The 17374-nt window shown below is 69.9% G+C and carries 15 protein-coding genes and 1 other annotated feature; of the genes, 9 read left to right on the top strand and 6 right to left on the bottom strand.

All coding sequences use genetic code 11. The features are described 5' to 3' along the window. The first annotated feature begins 74 nt into the window (after nt 1-74). The 9 genes from E4191_RS09600 (at nt 75) to E4191_RS09565 (ending at nt 10346) form a co-directional block, all read left to right on the top strand. Complete coding sequence (locus E4191_RS09600; protein ID WP_135313223.1) at nt 75-1205, top strand: efflux RND transporter periplasmic adaptor subunit; 1131 nt, start codon at nt 75-77, stop codon at nt 1203-1205. Then, complete coding sequence (locus E4191_RS09595) at nt 1202-4294, top strand: efflux RND transporter permease subunit (protein WP_135313222.1); 3093 nt, start codon at nt 1202-1204, stop codon at nt 4292-4294. The genes E4191_RS09600 and E4191_RS09595 overlap by 4 nt, the downstream gene beginning before the upstream one ends. Before the next feature lie 199 nt (nt 4295-4493). Continuing rightward, complete coding sequence (locus E4191_RS09590) at nt 4494-5765, top strand: CAP domain-containing protein (RefSeq protein WP_228461209.1); 1272 nt, start codon at nt 4494-4496, stop codon at nt 5763-5765. A gap of 159 nt (nt 5766-5924) precedes the next feature. Beyond that, entirely contained in the window at nt 5925-6092 is a 168-nt protein-coding gene (locus E4191_RS23755; RefSeq protein ID WP_176562681.1) for a hypothetical protein, read from the top strand. Then, nucleotides 5966-6021 (top strand) — a sequence feature (sul1 is cis-regulatory element that is thought to sense ions involved in sulfur or methionine metabolism; They are found in Alphaproteobacteria). It overlaps the preceding gene by 56 nt. 3 nt (nt 6093-6095) lie before the next feature. Continuing rightward, the gene (locus E4191_RS09585) at nt 6096-7592 is read left to right on the top strand and encodes a SulP family inorganic anion transporter (protein WP_135313221.1); all 1497 of its coding nucleotides are present in this window, start codon (nt 6096-6098) and stop codon (nt 7590-7592) included. Between the two features lie 13 nt (nt 7593-7605). Then, the gene (locus E4191_RS09580; protein WP_135313220.1) at nt 7606-8460 is read left to right on the top strand and encodes a universal stress protein; all 855 of its coding nucleotides are present in this window, start codon (nt 7606-7608) and stop codon (nt 8458-8460) included. 149 nt (nt 8461-8609) lie between these two features. Then, nucleotides 8610-8894, top strand: a complete 285-nt coding sequence (locus E4191_RS09575; RefSeq protein WP_135313219.1) for a hypothetical protein — start codon at nt 8610-8612, stop codon at nt 8892-8894. Between the two features lie 9 nt (nt 8895-8903). Continuing rightward, the gene (locus E4191_RS09570; protein WP_135313218.1) at nt 8904-9827 is read left to right on the top strand and encodes an MFS transporter; all 924 of its coding nucleotides are present in this window, start codon (nt 8904-8906) and stop codon (nt 9825-9827) included. 54 nt (nt 9828-9881) lie between these two features. After that, nucleotides 9882-10346, top strand: a complete 465-nt coding sequence (locus tag E4191_RS09565) for a DUF1810 domain-containing protein (protein ID WP_135313217.1) — start codon at nt 9882-9884, stop codon at nt 10344-10346. A gap of 207 nt (nt 10347-10553) precedes the next feature. Here E4191_RS09565 and E4191_RS09560 read toward each other — a convergent pair whose 3' ends face one another. From E4191_RS09560 to E4191_RS09535, 6 genes are all read right to left on the bottom strand, one after another. Continuing rightward, nucleotides 10554-12338 carry an acetate/propionate family kinase gene (locus E4191_RS09560; protein WP_135313216.1) on the bottom strand — a complete coding sequence of 595 codons (1785 nt, stop codon included), beginning with the start codon at nt 12336-12338 and terminating at the stop codon, nt 10554-10556. Between the two features lie 74 nt (nt 12339-12412). Then, nucleotides 12413-13027 carry an ABC-type transport auxiliary lipoprotein family protein gene (locus E4191_RS09555; protein ID WP_135313215.1) on the bottom strand — a complete coding sequence of 205 codons (615 nt, stop codon included), beginning with the start codon at nt 13025-13027 and terminating at the stop codon, nt 12413-12415. 8 nt (nt 13028-13035) lie between these two features. After that, on the bottom strand, nt 13036-14283 hold the full coding sequence (locus E4191_RS09550; protein ID WP_135313214.1) for an MlaD family protein: 1248 nt from the start codon (nt 14281-14283) through the stop codon (nt 13036-13038). Nucleotides 14284-14287: 4 nt separating this feature from the next. After that, entirely contained in the window at nt 14288-15055 is a 768-nt protein-coding gene (locus tag E4191_RS09545) for an ABC transporter ATP-binding protein (RefSeq protein WP_135313213.1), read from the bottom strand. After that, nucleotides 15052-16140, bottom strand: a complete 1089-nt coding sequence (locus tag E4191_RS09540) for an ABC transporter permease (RefSeq protein WP_135313212.1) — start codon at nt 16138-16140, stop codon at nt 15052-15054. Before E4191_RS09540 ends, E4191_RS09545 begins: the two co-directional genes overlap by 4 nt. A 187-nt stretch (nt 16141-16327) precedes the next feature. Next, nucleotides 16328-17374 (bottom strand): FecCD family ABC transporter permease, encoded by a 1047-nt coding sequence (locus E4191_RS09535; protein WP_135313211.1) that lies wholly within the window; start codon nt 17372-17374, stop codon nt 16328-16330.

Raw genomic sequence — 17374 nt, 5'->3', positions numbered from 1 at the left:
CCGGCAGGAACTCTTGCGGGGAACATGACTTGCCCCGGTGACGCGGCGATTGTGCCGCACAAGGGGAAAAACGCATGCGCAAGGGCATCTTGGCGATCACGTGCGTGCTGGCGGTCGCCTTGGGGATCGGCGCGGCACTTGGCTTCGGCGGGCCGATGGTCGACCGGATCATGGGCGAGGAGGCCGGCGACGAGGGCGATGCGGGCCCCGAGGCTCAGACGGTCCGCACCGCCTTGGCCGAAGAGGCCGAGATCGTCGAGCAGTTCTCGGCGGTCGGGAACACGCGGGCCATCCGCTCGGGCGACATCCTGCCGCGCACGGCGGGGGTGGTCGCCTCCTTCGACATCCCGAGCGGCACGCGGGTCGAGGCAGGGTACGGCCTGGTCCAGCTGGACGACCGGGCCGAACGCGCCGCCCTGCGGCAGGTCGAGGCGCGGCTTGGGGACGCGCAGGCGACGGCGGACCGGACGCGCGAGCTGTCGGACCGCAACGTGGCGGCGGATGCGTCCTTGGACACGGCGCTGGCCGATCTGGACCTGGCGCAGGCCGAACTGGACGCCGCCCGGATCGAGGTCGACGACCGTCGGATCACCGCGCCCTTCGCGGGCACGGTGGGGCTGACCGACATCGAGACCGGCCGTCGGCTGGAGCCCACCGACGTGATCACGACGCTGGACGACCTGTCGCGGATCGAGATCATCTTCAACCTGCCCGAATCCCTGTTCCTGCAGGTCGAGACGGGGCAGGCGCTGCAGGCCACCGGCGCGGGCAGCGACCGGGTCTTCACGGGCGAGCTGTCCACCGTCGGCACGCGGATCGATCCGGTCGCGCGCTTCTTCGAGGTGCGCGGGCTGTTCGACAATGCGGACGGGACGCTGACCACGGGCATGCTGATGAATGTCGACCTGACGCTGGAGACCCGGACTTCGGTCACCGTGCCGGAACTGGCCATCGTGAATATCGGCGACGAGGCCATCGTCTTCGTCCCCGAGGAGGGCCAGGCGCGCGAACGGACCGTGCGGACCGGCCTGCTGCAGGATGGCGCGGTCGAGATCCTGGAGGGGCTGGAGGCGGGCGAGACGGTGATCACCACCGGCCTGCAAGCCATCGAGGACGGCGACGCGGTCGAACCCGAGGACGAGGGTGGCGAAGCTCCTGAGGAGGAGACGGCCGACACCGCCGCCGCCGACGGGACCCGCCAATGACCCTGTCGGAACTGTGCCTGCGCCGCCCCGTCCTGGCCATCGTCGCCAACCTGCTGATCCTGGTCGGCGGCACCGCGGCGGTCCTGTCGCTGCCGGTGCGCGAACTGCCCGACGTGGACACCGCGAATGTCACCATCAACGTGCCCTATGAAGGCGCCGCCCCCGAGGTGGTCGATGCCGAGATCGCCACGGTGATCGAGGGCGCGGTGTCGGGCATCTCGGGCATCCGCACCATCTCGTCGGACAGCGCGCGCGGCAACAGCCGGACGGTGATCGAGTTCGAGACCGGCGTCGACATCGACGTCGCCGCCAATGACGTGCGGGCCGAAGTGGCCCGGATCTCGGGCGACCTGCCGCTGCAGGCCGAGGATCCGACCGTGGCGAAAAGCGACGATCAGGGCGACCCGGTGATCCGCCTCAGCCTGACCAGCGAACGGCAGTCGGCCTCGGACCTGACGGATTTCGCGGACCGCTATCTGGTCGACCGGATCGCCACGATCAACGGCGTGGCCGATGTCACCATCGAGGGCGAGCAGGCCTATGCCATGCGCATCTGGCTGGACCGCCGCGCCTTGGCGGCCCGCAACGTCACCACCTCCGAGGTTATCGAGGCGCTGGAGCGCAACAACATCGAACTGCCCGCCGGGGCGCTGGAGACGACCTCGCGCCAGTTCCAAATCCGCACCGACACGCGGCTGTCCGAACCGGCGGAATTCGAAAGCATCTCGGTCGGCGGGACGGCGGATTTCCCGGTGACCTTGGGCGAGGTCGCGCGGGTGGAACGGGGCGTCGAGGATGACAGCTCGATCCTGCGCGCCGATTTCCAGTCGGCGGTGGGCCTGTCGGTCCTGCGCCAGTCGCAATCGAACACGGTCGAGATTTCGGCCGCGGTCGAGGCATTGCTGCCCGACCTGCGCGCCAGCCTGCCGCCGGGGACCCAGCTGACCGTCGCCAGCGACGACGCCGTCTTCATCCGCGCCTCGATCCGCGAGGTGCTGGTCACCTTGGGCATCACCACCGCCCTGGTCGTCGCGGTGATCGCACTGTTTCTGGGCTCGCTGCGCGCGACGCTGGTCCCGGCGGTGACGATCCCGGTCGCCGTCGTGGGCGCCTGCGCGGGGCTGGCGCTGTTCGGCTTCTCGATCAACATCCTGACGCTCTTCGCGCTGATCCTGGCCATCGGTCTGGTCGTCGACGACGCCATCGTCGTGCTGGAGAACGTCCAGCGCCGGGTGGAAAATGGCGAGGACCCCCTGGCCGCCGCCGCCAACGGATCGCGTCAGGTGACCTTCGCGGTCATCGCGACCACCGCCGTCCTCGTTTCGGTCTTCGTCCCCATCTCGCTGCTGGAGGGCGAGGCGGGGCGCCTGTTCACCGAATTCGGCATCACCCTGGCCGTCGCGGTGATCGTGTCCAGCTTCGTCGCCCTGTCGCTGGCGCCGCTGCTGGCCTCGCGGCTTCTGCGCAAGGACCAGACGCCGGGCTGGTTCGGGCGCCTCGTGGACCGCGTCTTTGCCGCCGTCGAGACGGGGTTCCGCAAGCTGCTGGGGATGGTGCTGGCGCTGCCGTGGCTGGTGCTGGGCGTGGTGGCCTTTCTGGGCGCGCTGTCATGGCCGCTCTTCGACCGGCTGCCGTCGGAGCTGACGCCTGAGGAGGACCGCGGCATCTTCTTCATCAATGTCGACGGACCCATCGGCGTGAACCTCAGCTATACCGATGCGGTCGTGACCGAAGTCGAGACGATCCTGCAGCCCCTGATCGAGGACGGCAGCGCCACCGGCATCACCTCCATCGTGGGCCGCTACGGCGATCTGAACCGCGCCTTCGTGATCGTCCGGCTGGCGGAATGGGGCGACCGGGACGAATCGCAGTTCGAGGTGATCGACCGCATCGAACCCCGGCTGCAGCAGATCAGCGCCGCGGACATCCGCGTGGACAGCCCGGCGGGCCTGGGCCTGCGCGGCGCGGGCAGCCCGCTGCAGATCCAAGTGGGCGGCCCGAACCGCGCCGAGGTGATCGAATGGGCCACCCTGATGCAGCGGGCAATGGAGGGCAACGACCAACTGGTGAACGTCCAGAACGCCTACGAGCCGAACCAGCCCGGCTATCGCGTGACGGTGGATCGCGACCGGGTCCGCGACCTGGGCCTGGATGCGGCGGACGTGTCCGAGGCGCTGCAGGTGCTGTTCGCCTCGGCCGAGGTCAGCGAGTTCACCGAGGATGGCCGCCAGTATCCGGTGATCGTGCAGGCCGAGGATGCCGACCGCGTCTCGCCGCAGGACATCCAAGCCAGCTTCATCCGCACGGATTCGGGCCAGCTGGTCCCCTTGGCCGGGCTGGTGACGATCGAGGACGATGCCGGGCCGCCCGCCCTCTACCGCTTCGACCGCCTTCCCTCGGTCGAGCTGTCGGCCGGTCTGGCCGACGGCTACGATCTGGGCAGCGCCATCGCCTTCGTCGAGGAGGCCGCCGCCGAGGAGCTGCCGGTCGAGGCGACCATGACCCTGGACGGCCAGGCCCGAGAACTGCAGGATTCGTCCGGCGCGCTGATCTTTGCCTTCGGGCTGGCGGTCCTGATCGTCTTCCTGGTGCTGGCGGCGCAATTCGAAAGCTTTGTCCATCCGCTGATCATCATCCTGCCCATCCCCCTCGGGGTCACGGGCGCGCTCGGAACTCTGTTCCTGACGGGGCAATCGCTCAACATCTACAGCCAGGTCGGGATGGTGCTGCTGATCGGCCTGATGGCCAAGAACGGCATCCTGATCGTCGAGTTCGCCAACCAGCTGCGCGACGAGGGCAAGGATGTCCGCGAGGCGGCGATCGAGGGCGCCACCTCGCGTCTGCGCGCGATCATGATGACCGTGGCCTCGACCCTGCTGGGCGCCGTGCCCTTGGTGCTGGCCACCGGCGCGGGCGCGGAAAGCCGGGTCGCCATCGGGCTGGTGATCCTGGGCGGGCTCGCCTTTTCCAGCGTGCTGATCGTCGTGGTGATCCCGCTGCTCTATACGCTGCTGGCACCCCTGACCTCGCGCAAGGGCCAGGCCAGCGAGGCGGTCGACAAGGCGCTGGCCGGGGAGGGGACGGCCTGACGGCTGGCCCTGACCGCCCATCCCGGATCCGGACGCCGCTCCCGCAGCCGTGTCTGGAAATTCGGTCGAATGCGCTGTAAGTCGGGCCACGGTCGGGCCAAACCTCGTTGCCGTGCACGAGCATAAGTCTAGACTAGAACAACCAGAGCATGAGTCGCGCGTCGCGGTGTCACGTCGGTCTTTCAGAGGGGACACCCGGATGAGCCTTGCCACCGCGGACGAGCGCTATTTTGTCAGCCTGGTCAACCAGACCCGCGCCGATCTGGGTCTGGCTCCCTTGCGGATCGCACGGTCGCTGAACGAATCCGCCGATGCCCACAGCCGCTGGATGCTGGATGCTGACGTCTTCTCGCATTCGGGCGCCAGGGGATCCTCCGCCTCCGCGCGGATCGAGCAGGCGGGCTTTCCCATGTACGGGCAAAGCTGGGGCACGGCCGAGAACCTGGCCTATGTCGGGATCAGCGGCGGCGGCGATCTGCGCGACGAGGTCAGGCAGCTGCACCGCAACCTGATGGACAGCCCCAGCCATTACGAGAACATCGTCTCGCCCCGGATGGAATATATCGGCATCGGGCTGGAGGTCGGGAATTTCCAGGGCCACACGGTCCTGATGGCCACGCAGAATTTCGGCCGCACCACGGGCCAGCCCGCGCTGGACACGGGGCTGTTCCCGGTGACCGCCGAGCCCGCGCTGGTCGCGGATGTCGACAGCCGGGGGGACTGGCTGGACGAGGTCTTCGACGGCGCCGTGCGGCAGTCCTCGCCCGGAGGGCGTGCGGTCGAGGGGACGGCAGGTGCGGATGATTTCCGCCTCGGCGCGACCTCCGACCTGGCCCGGGGCGGCGCCGGGGACGACTGGATGGCCGGCGGTGCGGGCCACGACACGCTGTACGGCGGCGCGGGCCATGACCGGCTGATCGGCGGCCTGGGCGCCGATCTTCTGGTGGGCGGCAATGGCAACGACACGCTGGACGGGCAGCGCGGCGACGACCGCCTTGTCGGCGGCAACGGCCACGACCTGCTGCGCGGCGGCGCCGGCAACGATACGCTGACCGGCGGGGCGGGGCACGACACCCTGCTGGGCGGCCCCGGGAATGACCGGATGGATGGCGGCGCGGGCTTCGACTATCTCCACGGTGGTCCCGGCTCGGACACCCTGCGCGGGGGGGCGGGCAACGACACCCTGATCGGCGCGCGCGGCAACGACCTGCTGGTCGGCGGCAGCGGGCGCGACACCTTCGTCTTCCACGAGGGGGACGGCGCCGACCGGATCGCCGACTATCAGCCGGGCATCGACCGCCTGCTCATCGACGATGCGCTGATGTCCCGCTCGGTCGCGGAGTTCTATGGCGATGTCATCCGCGAGACGTCGTCGGGCGTGGTGCTGCTTTTCGGCGGCGGCGACCGGATCGCCCTCGACGGGCGCGGCCTGACCGCCGAGGACATCGCCGACGACATCTTCCTGATCTGATCCTGCCGTCCGCGCTGCGGCAAACTGCGTCCCGCCACCGGGCCAACCGACCCTAACTGGGGCAGGTGACGGTGCCCTGTGCCGCCCGGGCGACCCCGTCCTTTCTGCCCCGATGCGGGCAGACCGGGTCCGGCAGGGCGATTTTCAGGAACAAGCCGGTTGATCCCGCGGCGCCTTTCCGTCTATGACACGATCAAGCGCAAGGACCCGGTGAAAGCCCGGGTGGCTCTTCCGGCCGCCGATCCGCCGGACAATCCTTTGATCGACCCTGAGACAGACATGCCGGACCGCCTTTCGAATGGCCAGCCGATGCAGGGTTTTGGATAATTCATGATCTCACTTTCCGAATACCGCAACCAATGGTTCGGCAACATCCGCGGCGACCTGCTGGCGGGACTTGTCGTGGCCCTGGCCCTGATCCCCGAGGCCATCGCCTTTTCCATCATCGCCGGCGTCGACCCCCGCGTGGGGCTTTACGCCAGCTTCTCCATCGCCGTGCTGATCGCCTTCGTGGGCGGCCGGCCCGGGATGATCTCGGCCGCGACCGCGGCCACTGCCGTGCTGATGATCACGCTGGTGCGCGAGCACGGGCTGGAGTATCTGCTGGCCGCCACCGTGCTGGCGGGCCTGATCCAGATCGGCGCAGGGCTGCTGAAGCTGGGGCGCTTCATGCGCTATGTCTCGAAATCGGTGATGACCGGCTTCGTAAACGCGCTGGCAATCCTGATCTTCATGGCGCAGCTGACCGAGCTGGACCTGTCGGTGCCCGGCGTCACCTGGCTCACCTATGCGCTGGTGGCCGCGGGGCTGGCGATCATCTACCTGGTGCCGCGCCTGACGACGGCGATCCCCTCGCCGCTTGTTACCATCGTCGTGCTGACGCTGCTGGTCACGCTGATGGGCTGGGACGTGCGCACGGTGGGCGACATGGGCGCGCTGCCCGACACGCTGCCGGTCTTCCTGATCCCGGACATCCCGCTGAACCTGACCACGCTGCAGATCATCCTGCCCTATTCGATCGCCGTGGCCATCGTAGGGCTGCTGGAAAGCCTGATGACGCAGAACATCGTTGACGACCTGACCGACACCAAGTCCGACCGCAACCAGGAATGCATCGGCCAAGGCATCGCCAACACCGCCACCGGCTTCATCGGCGGCATGGCGGGCTGCGCGATGATCGGGCAGTCGATCATCAACGTCAAATCCGGCGGGCGCGGGCGGCTGTCCTGCTTCACCGCAGGCGTCGTGCTGCTGATCCTGGTCGTGGGCCTGGGCGATCTTGTCGCGCGGATCCCGATGCCGGCGCTGGTCGCGATCATGATCATGGTGTCGATCGGCACGTTCAGCTGGTCCTCGATCGGCAACCTGAGGACCCATCCCCGGTCCTCCTCGGTGGTGATGATCGCGACGGTGGTGACGGTGGTCTACACCCACAACCTGGCCATCGGCGTGCTGGTCGGCGTAATGCTGTCGGGGATCTTCTTCGCCGCCAAGATCGCGCAGCTGTTCCGCATCCGCTCCAGTCTGTCCCAGGACGGGCGCACCCGCACCTATCGGGTCGAGGGGCAGCTGTTCTATGGCTCAGCCGAGGATTTCGCCGAGGCCTTCGACTTCAAGGAGGCGGTCGAGAAAGTCGTCATCGATGTCACCGGCGCGCATATCTGGGACATCAGTTCCGTGCAGGCGCTGGACATGGCGATCCTCAAGTTCCGCCGCGACGGGGCCGAGGTCGAGCTGATCGGCATGAACGAAGCGTCCGAGACGCTGGTCGACAGGCTGGCCATCCACGACAAGCCCGGCGCGCTCGACAAGCTGATGTCGCATTGAGGGAGGGAAGATCATGACCGACAGAATACTCGCACTGGTCGACGGCTCGGCCTATTCGGAAAGCGTCTGCCACCACACCGCCTGGATCGCGGCCCGCCTGAGGGCCTCGGTCGACGTGATGCACGTGCTGGGCCGGCGCGAAATCGGGTCGACCCAGAACCTGTCCGGGGCGCTGACGCTCGGCGCCCGCTCGGCCCTGCTGGAGGAGCTGGCCAGCGCCGACGAAAGCCGCGCCCGGCTTGCCCAGGCCCGGGGCCGCGCCATCCTGGAGGATGCGCAGGCGATCCTGCAGGCAAAGGGCGTGGGCCAGGTCACCCCGCATCTGCGCAAGGGCGACATCCTGGAGGCCGTCCAGGAGGCCGAGCCCGACCTGCGCGCCATCGTCATCGGCAAGTGTGGCGAGGGGGCGGAATACGCCACGGCGCATCTGGGCTCGAACCTGGAACGCATCGTGCGCGCCTCCAAGGTCCCGGTCTTCGTGGCCTCGCGCGCCTTCGCGCCCATCGGCCGCGTGCTGGTGGCCTTCGACGGCAGCGCCTCGGCCCAGAAGGCGGTCCAGCGCATGTCGGTCAGCCCGGTCTTCCAGGGGCTGCAGATCACGCTGCTCTATGTGGGCGAGCCCACGCCCGCGCTGCGCGGCAAGCTGGACGATGCAGTGCGCATCCTGGGGGCCGCGGGCCTGACCGCAGACACGCGGATCGCGCCGGGCGAGCCCGAGGACGTGTTGCAGTCGGTGGCCTCCGCCGAGGGCTTCGGCCTGCTGGTCATGGGCGCCTACGGCCATTCCCGCATCCGCAGCCTGATCATCGGATCGACCACCACCACGATGGTCCAGGCCGTCAGGATCCCGGTCCTGATGTATCGCTGAGACCGCCCGGGCGGCGCCCCGAAGGTCGGGCGCCGCGTCCCGCGGGTGCGGGGGTCTTGAGCAATTGCAGGGCCGCCGCCGTCATGCCACAGATGCGGGCTTGCACTCCCTGCATCTTTCCCGCCCCAGCCCCCGATCGGTCCCTGCGCATGATCCCGTTTCTTCGCGACAATCTTCGCTGGCTGGGGGCCGGGCTGCTGCTGACCTTCGCCTCGGCCTTCGGGCAGACCTGGTTCATCTCGCTGTTCGCCGAGTTCATCAAGGACCGCCACGGGCTGACGGATGGCAGCTGGGGCAGCCTCTACACGGTGGCCACGCTGGCGGCGGCGGCGCTGATGTTCTGGAAGGGATCGCTGGCCGACAGCGTGCCCCTGTCGCGGCTGGCCCCGCTGGCCGCGCTGATCTTCGGGGCGGCGGCGATCGGGATGGCCTAGGCGCCCTCGGTGCTGGCGCTCGGGATCGTGCTGTTCGGGCTGCGCTTCTGCGGGCAGGGGATGTTCAGCCATATCGCGATGACCGCCATGGGCCGCTGGTTCGAGGCGCGGCGCGGGCAAGCCGTGTCGATCACCAATCTGGGCCATCCCGCCGGAGAGATCGTCGTGCCGCTGCTGGTCGTGCTGCTGATCGGCGCGGTCGGGTGGCAGGCCACCTGGCTGGTCGTCGCGGCGGTGCTGCTGCTGGTCGTCGCGCCGCTGCTGGCGATCCTTCTGTCCGAGGGGCGCGACCCGGTCCTTCACGCCGCCCGGGTCGAGCGGCCGGGCCTGCAGGGGCGGCAATGGCGCAGGCGCGATGCGGCGGGCCACTGGCTGCTGCCCGCGCTGCTGCCGGTGCTGCTGACGCCGGGCTTCATCGCGACGGTGATCTTCTTCCATCAGGCCCATGTCGCGCAGGTCAAGGGCTGGACCCTGACCCAGATGGCGCCGGGCTACACGGCCTTCGGCGTGACGACTATCCTGGCGGCCTTCGGGGCGGGATGGGCGGCGGACCGCTTCGGCGCGCTGCGGCTGCTGCCGCTTCTGGTCCTGCCGATGGGGATCGGCGTGACCCTGATCGGCCCGGCCGAGGGTGTCGCAGGCTGGTATGTCGCGCTGGCGGTGGTGGGGATCACCCAGGGCATGGCCGGGTCGCTGTGGGGCGTGCTGTTCCCCGTGCTCTACGGCACCGCCCATCTGGGCGCGATCCGGTCGCTGGCCACGACGATCATGGTGATCTCGACCGCCATCGGGCCCGGGATCACCGGACTTCTGATCGATGCCGGGGTCGATTTTCCGACGCAATGCCTGTTTCTGGGTGCATGGTGCGCGCTGATGGTGGTGCTGTGCAGCATCATCGCCGCCCGTATCCGGCCCGAGCTGCCGCACCGCTGACCCCGCGCCTAGACCGCCCTGTCACCTCATCCGGACCTTCAGAAGGAGCCCCCCATGCCCCGCCAGTCCCAGACCGACGACCCCGCCGCACTGGACCGCTTCGTGGCCGCGCAGAAGGACGGCCATGACATCGCGCTGGCCGAGCTGACCCGGGGCCGCAAGCAGAGCCACTGGATGTGGTTCATCTTCCCGCAGCTGCGCGGGCTGGGGCAATCCTCCATGGCGCGGCATTACGGCATCGCGGATCTGGACGAGGCGCGGCGCTATCTGGCTCATCCGGTCCTGGGCCCGCGCCTGCGGGCCTGCGCCGGCGCCGTGCTGGCGCATGAGGACAGCTCTGCCGAAGGCATCTTCGGGTCGATCGACGCCGCCAAGCTGCGCTCCTCCGCGACGCTGTTCGCGGGGGCGGGGGGCGGGGAGGTCTTCGAACGGATCCTGCAGGTCTTCTTCGACGGCCAGCCCTGTCCCGTCACGACTGCGCGTGTGCGAAAGGACCGGGCGTCCGAGGGGCGTTCCTGACGCAGGACGTCGCGGTCGCCCCAAGCCCCGCCATCGCAAGGCCTTGATGGTGTCGGCACCCGCATCGGGCGCCTGACGCTGGCGCTCCGACGATCCGCCCCCGCCTCGCTGCCCGACATGATTGCCGGGCAACGCGCGGGTCAGGCCGACAGGGCCGCGCCGAGGCGACCACCAAGGGCGCCGGACACGCCCCCCCCAACCTCCCCGTCAGCCCTTCGGCAGTGCCTGCACATGCGGCACCACGGCGCCGTCGACATGGCCCGAGATGCCGGCGGCATTGGCCTCGTCGGTGTCGATATGCATCTCGGTCACCGTGCCGGCGGCGACGCGCACCAGCGTATGGGCAAAGACCAGGCCCCGGCCGTCCGCGCCTTGCACCTCGATCTCGACCATCTCGCCATCCGACAGGCCCATCGCCGCCGCGTCGGTGGGGTTGGTGTGGACATGGCGGGCCGCGACGATCAGGCCGTCCGTCTCGAACGCGCCCTGCGGGCCGATCAGGCGGACCTTTGGCGTCCCCTCCAGCTGGCCGCTGTTGCGGACGGGGGCGTCGATGCCCAAGGCGAAGCTGTCGGTGCGCGACACCTCGATCTGGGTGCGCGGGCGCAGCGGACCCAGGATCGCCACGCGCTCCAGCCGGCCCTTGGGGCCTTCCAGCGTCACACGCTCCTCGGCGACCCAGTTGCCGGGCTGGCGCAGGGGCGCGCCCTCGGTCAGGCGATAATCGGCGCCGAACAGCGCGCGCACCGTCTCGGCCGACAGATGCACGTGGCGACCCGACACGGCGACCGGGACCGGGCGCGGGGTCAGGGCGGGACGGTCCAGCAGCGTACGGACCTCGTGCGCGATCATCAGCTGCTCGGCCGTCTCGGTCACCACCACGGCCACGCGGCTGCCCTGCGCCTGGATCTGCGGCGCGGCGCGGTCGGACAGGTCGGGCGCGCGGTTGCGGTCATCGTCCAGCATCAGCCCCATGAAGGACAGCCCGTCGCAGATCCGCCGCCGCATCGAGGCCGAGTTCTGCCCGATGCCCCCCGTGAAGACGACCGCATCCACGCCGCCCATCGCCGCCGCATAGCCGCCCAGATACTTGCGCACCCGATAGGCATAGAGGTTGATCGCCAGCTGCGCCGCCGCATCGCCCGCGGCGGCGCGATCCTCGACATCGCGCATGTCCGGGCTGCCGGTCAGCCCCTTCAGCCCGCTGTCGGAATAAAGGGCGGCTTCGATGGCCGCCACGTCCAGCCCCAGATGGCGCTGCAGGAATCCGAAGGCCCCGGGGTCGATGTCGCCCGAGCGGGTGCCCATCACCAGCCCCTCCAAGGGCGTCATGCCCATCGAGCTGTCGATGCTGGCCCCGTATTGCACCGCGCAGGCGCTGGCGCCGTTGCCCAGATGCACGCTGATGATCCGCAGGTCGGACAACGGCTGGCCAAGCGCCTCGGCTGCCCGCTGCGCCACGTATTTGTGCGAGGTGCCGTGAAAGCCGAAGCGGCGCAGCCCGGCGTCGCGCCAGGCGGCGGGCACGGCATAGGTGGTGGCGCGGGCCGGGTTGGTCAAATGAAAGCTGGTGTCGAAGACCGCGACCTGCGGCACATCGGGCCAAATGTGCGAGGCCAGGCGCAGCCCCTCCAGCATGGCGGGGTTGTGCAGCGGCGCCAGCGGCGTCAGCGCCTCGATCCGGGCGATGACGGCCTCGTCGATCTTCGCCGGGCCGGTGAATTCGGTCCCGCCATGCGCCAGCCGGTGGCCCACCGCGTCGATCCCCGCCAGGCCGCGTTCGGCCAGAACGCCCGGCACCGCCGCGATGGCCGCCGCCAGATCGGCATGCGGCGCCCGGCCCTGTTCGGGCGGACCGTCCGCGCCCTCGAAGGCCACATCGCAGCCCCCCTCGCGGAAGCGGTCGAAGCTGCCCTTGAAGACCTGCCGGTCGCCGTCGAACAGGCCGAACTTCAGGCTGGAACTGCCTGCATTGAAGACGAGAACGCGCATGGGCAGGAAATCCTTTGCGGTAACAGGGGCATCGTCGGCTTTAGCGGCGGTTCGTTAATTTTGCGTGACGCCCGTCAGCTGCAGCCGCCGGGACCGACGCCCGAGGCGCGGACTGCCCATTCCGTCATCTGCGCGACCAGCTGCTGCGAGGCCGTGTCGAAGGCCGGGATCAGATCGGCGGTGCGGGTGCCGGCGGCAGGGACCGCAGCCGAGAAGCTGGCGCGAGAGACGACCTGGGCGTCCATCTCGCTGACCATCTGCGCCTCGACAGTGAGGCGCACCAGGGCGCCCTCGGGGGCCAGCTCGGCGTTGAAGTCGCCGATCTCGCTGATCAGCGCCACGTCGCCCGACAGACCCAGGGGCGCGCGGCCCACATGGCCGTAGGCGCCCGTCGCGCCCAGGCTTTGCACCAGCAGGCGCTGCAGCATCGCGGGCACGGTGTCGCCCCATTCGGCATCCGGCAGGTATTGCGTCTGCAGCGCCGAGGGGCGGATCATGATGCGGTTGCTGTCCAGCGTGGCGCGGGCCTTGGGCGGCTCGACCACCAGTTCCCCCACCCGCGAGCGGCTGCAGGTAAAAGCCGGGGGCGGGCGCAGCTCGAACAGGTCGCGGTCGGGCTCTCCCTGCAGGGCGGAGAGCGCGCCGCAGCCCGGCAGGGTCGCGATCAGCAGGATCAGGGGCAGGCGCATGGGTAACCTCATCTGCGGAATTCGGGGGTCCGGGGGCCGGACAGAAGCTGCGTGGGGTCGCGGCGTAGGGTCGAGACAAGCTGGCTCATGTTCTCGACCAGCGCGCGCATGTCCTGACTGAGACGGCCGATCTGGGGCAGCGTCTCGCCCGCGAAGGATTGGACCGGCCCGCCCGCGCCCTCGACCACCCCGCGCAGCGAGGTGAAGGCCGCCGACGCCGCGTCCGCCGCCTGGCGCAGGCTGGCGCTGATCTGCGGCAGGTCGTCGGGCAGGCGGGCCAGCGCGCCGTTCAGCGCGGCCAGCGTGGCGCGCAGATCACCGGCCACCGGGGCGAGGTCGCGGGTGACGACCGTCTCGGCTGCGTCGAAGGCCCGTGTCCCCGAGGCCAGCGCGGTGTCCAGCCCGTCCAGGCTGGCATCGGCGCGCTCGGTCAGCGTGGTCAGCCCGGCGGCGCTGCGTTCCAGCTGCTGGGTCAGGGTCGTCAGGTCGCCCGAGACATAGCCGTCCACCCCCTCCAGCGTGGCGGTCGCGGCGGCCAGCGTCGTCTCGGCCCGGGTGGCGGCGTCGGCAAAGCGGTCCAGCGTGGTGCCCGCGCTGCGGCTGAGCCCGTCCATCTGCCCGCCGAAGGCCGCGATGCCCGTGGCGGCGGTCGAGATGGCTTGGGTCGCCGTCGCCACATCGTCCAGCGCCTGATCCAGATTGCCGCTGGACCGTTCGACATTGTCGAGGATTGCCGTCACACGGGCCTGATTTTCCTCTCCAAGGATCAGGGTCAGCTGCTCGGCCACCAGACCGAGGCGCTCGATGATCTGCGGTCCCTCGTCGGTCAGCGTCTGCAGCGCCGAGCGGCTGGAGGCGATGACCGGCACCTCGGACGTGTCCGCATCGCGCAGCAGGGGCGTGCGGGACGATCCGGCGCTGACCGCGACCAGCGCCACGCCGGTGACGCCCTGCACCTCCAGCGCGGCCGTGCTGTCGGCACGGATGGGCGTGTCCAGTGTCACCTCCAGCCGGACCCGGACCGGCAGCGGATTGTCCGGCGCCAGCTGCATGTCGACGACCCGGCCCACCGCCAGACCGGCAAAGCGCACCTCGGACGAGGGGCCAAGCCCCGAGACCTCGGGGAAATAGACGTCGTAATAGGCGAACTGCCGGTCCAGCTGCAGCTGCGCGAACCACAAAACGAAGCCCAGGATCCCCAGGAACCCCGCCAGGGTGAAGGCGCCGATCAGGGCGTAATTGGCCTTGGTTTCCATCGCGTCAGTCCTTCTTCACGGCGGCACGCGCCCGGGGGCCGTGGAAATATTCATGCACCCAAGGGTGATCGACGCCCAGCATCTCGTCCATGGTGCCGGTCGTCAGGACCTTGCGTTCGGCCAGGACGGCCACGCGGTCGCAGCAGGCATGCAGCGTGTCCAGGTCATGCGTGACCAGAAAGACCGACAGGTTCAGCGCGTCGCGCAGCGTGACGATCAGCCTGTCGAATGCGGTGGCGCCGATCGGGTCCAGCCCGGCGGTGGGTTCGTCCAGAAACAGGATCTCGGGGTCCAGCGCCAGCGCGCGGGCCAGCCCGGCCCGCTTACGCATCCCTCCCGAGAGGTCCGAGGGGAAATTCTCGTTGGCCTTCCACGGCAGCCCGGCCATGCTGACCTTCAGCTCTGCCAGTCCCCGCCGTTGCGCGTCGGTCAGGCCGGGAACGGCGTTCAGCGGCACCTCGACATTCTCGCGCACGGTCAGGGACGAGAACAACGCGCCGTCCTGAAACATCACGCCCCATCGCTGTTCCAGCGCCCGCCTGTCCGCACCCGACAGGCTGCCGATGCGCTGGCCCAGCACGTCGATCTCGCCCGCCTGTGCGGCCTCCAGCCCCACGATGGCGCGCAGCAGCACCGACTTGCCGGTGCCCGATCCGCCGACGACGCCCAGGATCTCGCCGCGCCTCAGGTCCAGATCCAGCCCCTCATGCACGACATGGGTGCCGAACTGGGTGCGCAGCCCCCGGACGCGGACGACGGGATCCTCGCTCACAGCCCCACCTGCGCGAAGAAGATCGAGAAGGCCGCATCGGCGATGATGACCGCAAAGATCGCGCTGACCACCGCGGACGAGGTCATCCGCCCGAGCGATTCCGCATCCTTGCCGACCTGCATCCCGGCATGGCAGCCGATCACCCCGATGATGACCGCGAAGACCGGGGCCTTGGAGAGGCCCACGATGGCGTGGGTCACGCTGACGTCGGAGAGCCGCGCCAGAAAGACCGAGGGCGAGATGCCCAGCTCGACCCAGGACATCACCGCCCCGCCCAGCAGCCCCATCAGCGCCGAAACCAGCCCCAGGATCGGCAGCATGACGACCAGCGCCAGCACCCGCGGCAGGATCAGCACCAGGTCGGGGTCCAGGCCCAAAGTGCGCATGGCATCAATCTCTTGGCGCATCTTCATCGACCCGATCGAGGCCGTCAGCGCCGAGGCCGTGCGCCCCGCCACCACGATGGCGGTCAGCAGGATGCCCAGTTCGCGCAGGATGGAAATGGCGATCAGGTCGACGACGAAGACCTCGGCCCCGAACTGGCGCAGCTGGTCCGATCCCTGGAAGGCCAGCACCACCCCGATCAGGAAGGACATGACGGCGACGATGGGCACGGCGCGCAGCCCGGTCTCCTGCGCATGGTGGACCAGCGCTGTCATCGGGAAGCGCGAGGGATGGCGCAGCCCCCGCGCCATGGCCGCCAGCACGCGGCCCAGATACTCGGCCAGCTCGACCAGATAGCGCAGCGCGCCCATCACCCGGACGCCGGTCGCCTCGAGGATGCGGCGCCAGCGGGCGGGGGCGGGCTGGGCATCATCCGCCTCCGGCAGGGCCGCCGTCACCGTGTCCAGAAGGCCCTGATGGTGGTCCGAAAGGCCGCTCAGCGTGGCGCCCCGGTCGCGGCGCTGCGCCAGCTCCCACGCGCCGGCGGTGTCCATCCGCGACAGGCCCGACAGGTCGATCCGCGCGGCAGGGGTGTCGGGCAGGCGGGGCAGGGACCAGACGACCAGATCGCCGCCAAGCGTCAGGCAGTCGCCCTCGACCGCGACCGTCAGATCGGACCGGGGCGCCGTGGGCTGCGTCATTGCGGGGCGCGGGGGATTGGTGATGACATCCGCAGTCGTCCTTGGCCGTGGTGATGCCCCGCGCGGGGACGTGCCCCCGTGATCCGGATCGGCCCGCCCGGCGTGCAACCCTTGGGGCTGCCTCCGGTCTAGGCGCCTGCCGCCCCTGCGGCAAGGCCGTTCGCATCGAGGGGTCAGCGGCGGCGGATCACGGGCGGCGGGACATGATCCACAGGAAGAACACCCCGCCGATCAGGCCGGTGACGACGCCGATGGGGATGTCCTCGGGGGCCATCGCCACCCGGGCCAGCGCATCGGCGCAGATCAGGAAGACCGCGCCCGCGAAGGCCGAGCCCGGCAGCACCCGGGCATTTTCGCCCCCCAGGACCAGCCGCACCAGATGCGGCATCATCAGGCCGACGAACCCGATCAGTCCTGAAAAGGCCACCATGATCCCGGTGATCAGCGCCCCCGCCACGAAAACGGTCAGGCAAAAGCGCCCGACCTCCAGCCCCAGGCTGGCGGCGGTCTCGTCGCCCAGGCTCATGGCGTTCAGCCGCCCGGCCTGCGCCCACAGCCACAGCCCGCAGGGGACCAGCACGGCCAGCGGCCACAGAAGATGGGACCATTGCGCCAGACCGAGGCCCCCCAGCATCCAGAAGACCACCGTATGCGTGGCGCGCGGATCGCCCAGAAAGATCAGGATGTTGGCGCAGGCCATGATGACGAAGCTGACCGCCACGCCGGTCAGGACCAGCCGGTCGGCGCTGCCCGCCCCCGCCATCCGCGCCGTGCCCAGGACCAGCACCGTGGCCAGCAGCGCGCCGCCGAAGGACATCACCGGCACGGTCAGCGCGCCGAGGAACATCCCCGTGTGAAGCAGCGCCGCGATCGCCCCGAAGGCCCCGCCCGACGAGATCCCCAGCAGATGCGGATCGGCCAGCGGGTTGCGCGTCACCGCCTGCAGCGCCGCGCCCACCAGGCCCAGACCCGCGCCCACCAGCCCCGCCAGGATCGCGCGGGGCAGGCGGATCTGCCAGACGATGCTGGCCTGTCCCGCGCTCCAGTCCGGAGTGACCAGGCCCGGCACCAGGCGGTCCAGCACCACGCCCCAGACCGTGGACAGGGGCACCGCGACCGCCCCCACCGACACGGCCATGCCGATGGCCATGACCAGCACCGTCACCAGGACGGTGCCCAGGCCCAGCCTCAGCCCCCGGCGCTGCGCGGTCAGGATCGCGGTGGTGTCGGCCAT

The organism is Paracoccus liaowanqingii (assembly GCF_004683865.2).
Taxonomy (GTDB): Bacteria; Pseudomonadota; Alphaproteobacteria; order Rhodobacterales; family Rhodobacteraceae; genus Paracoccus; species Paracoccus liaowanqingii.
This window is presented reverse-complemented; position numbering and strand designations above follow the sequence as displayed.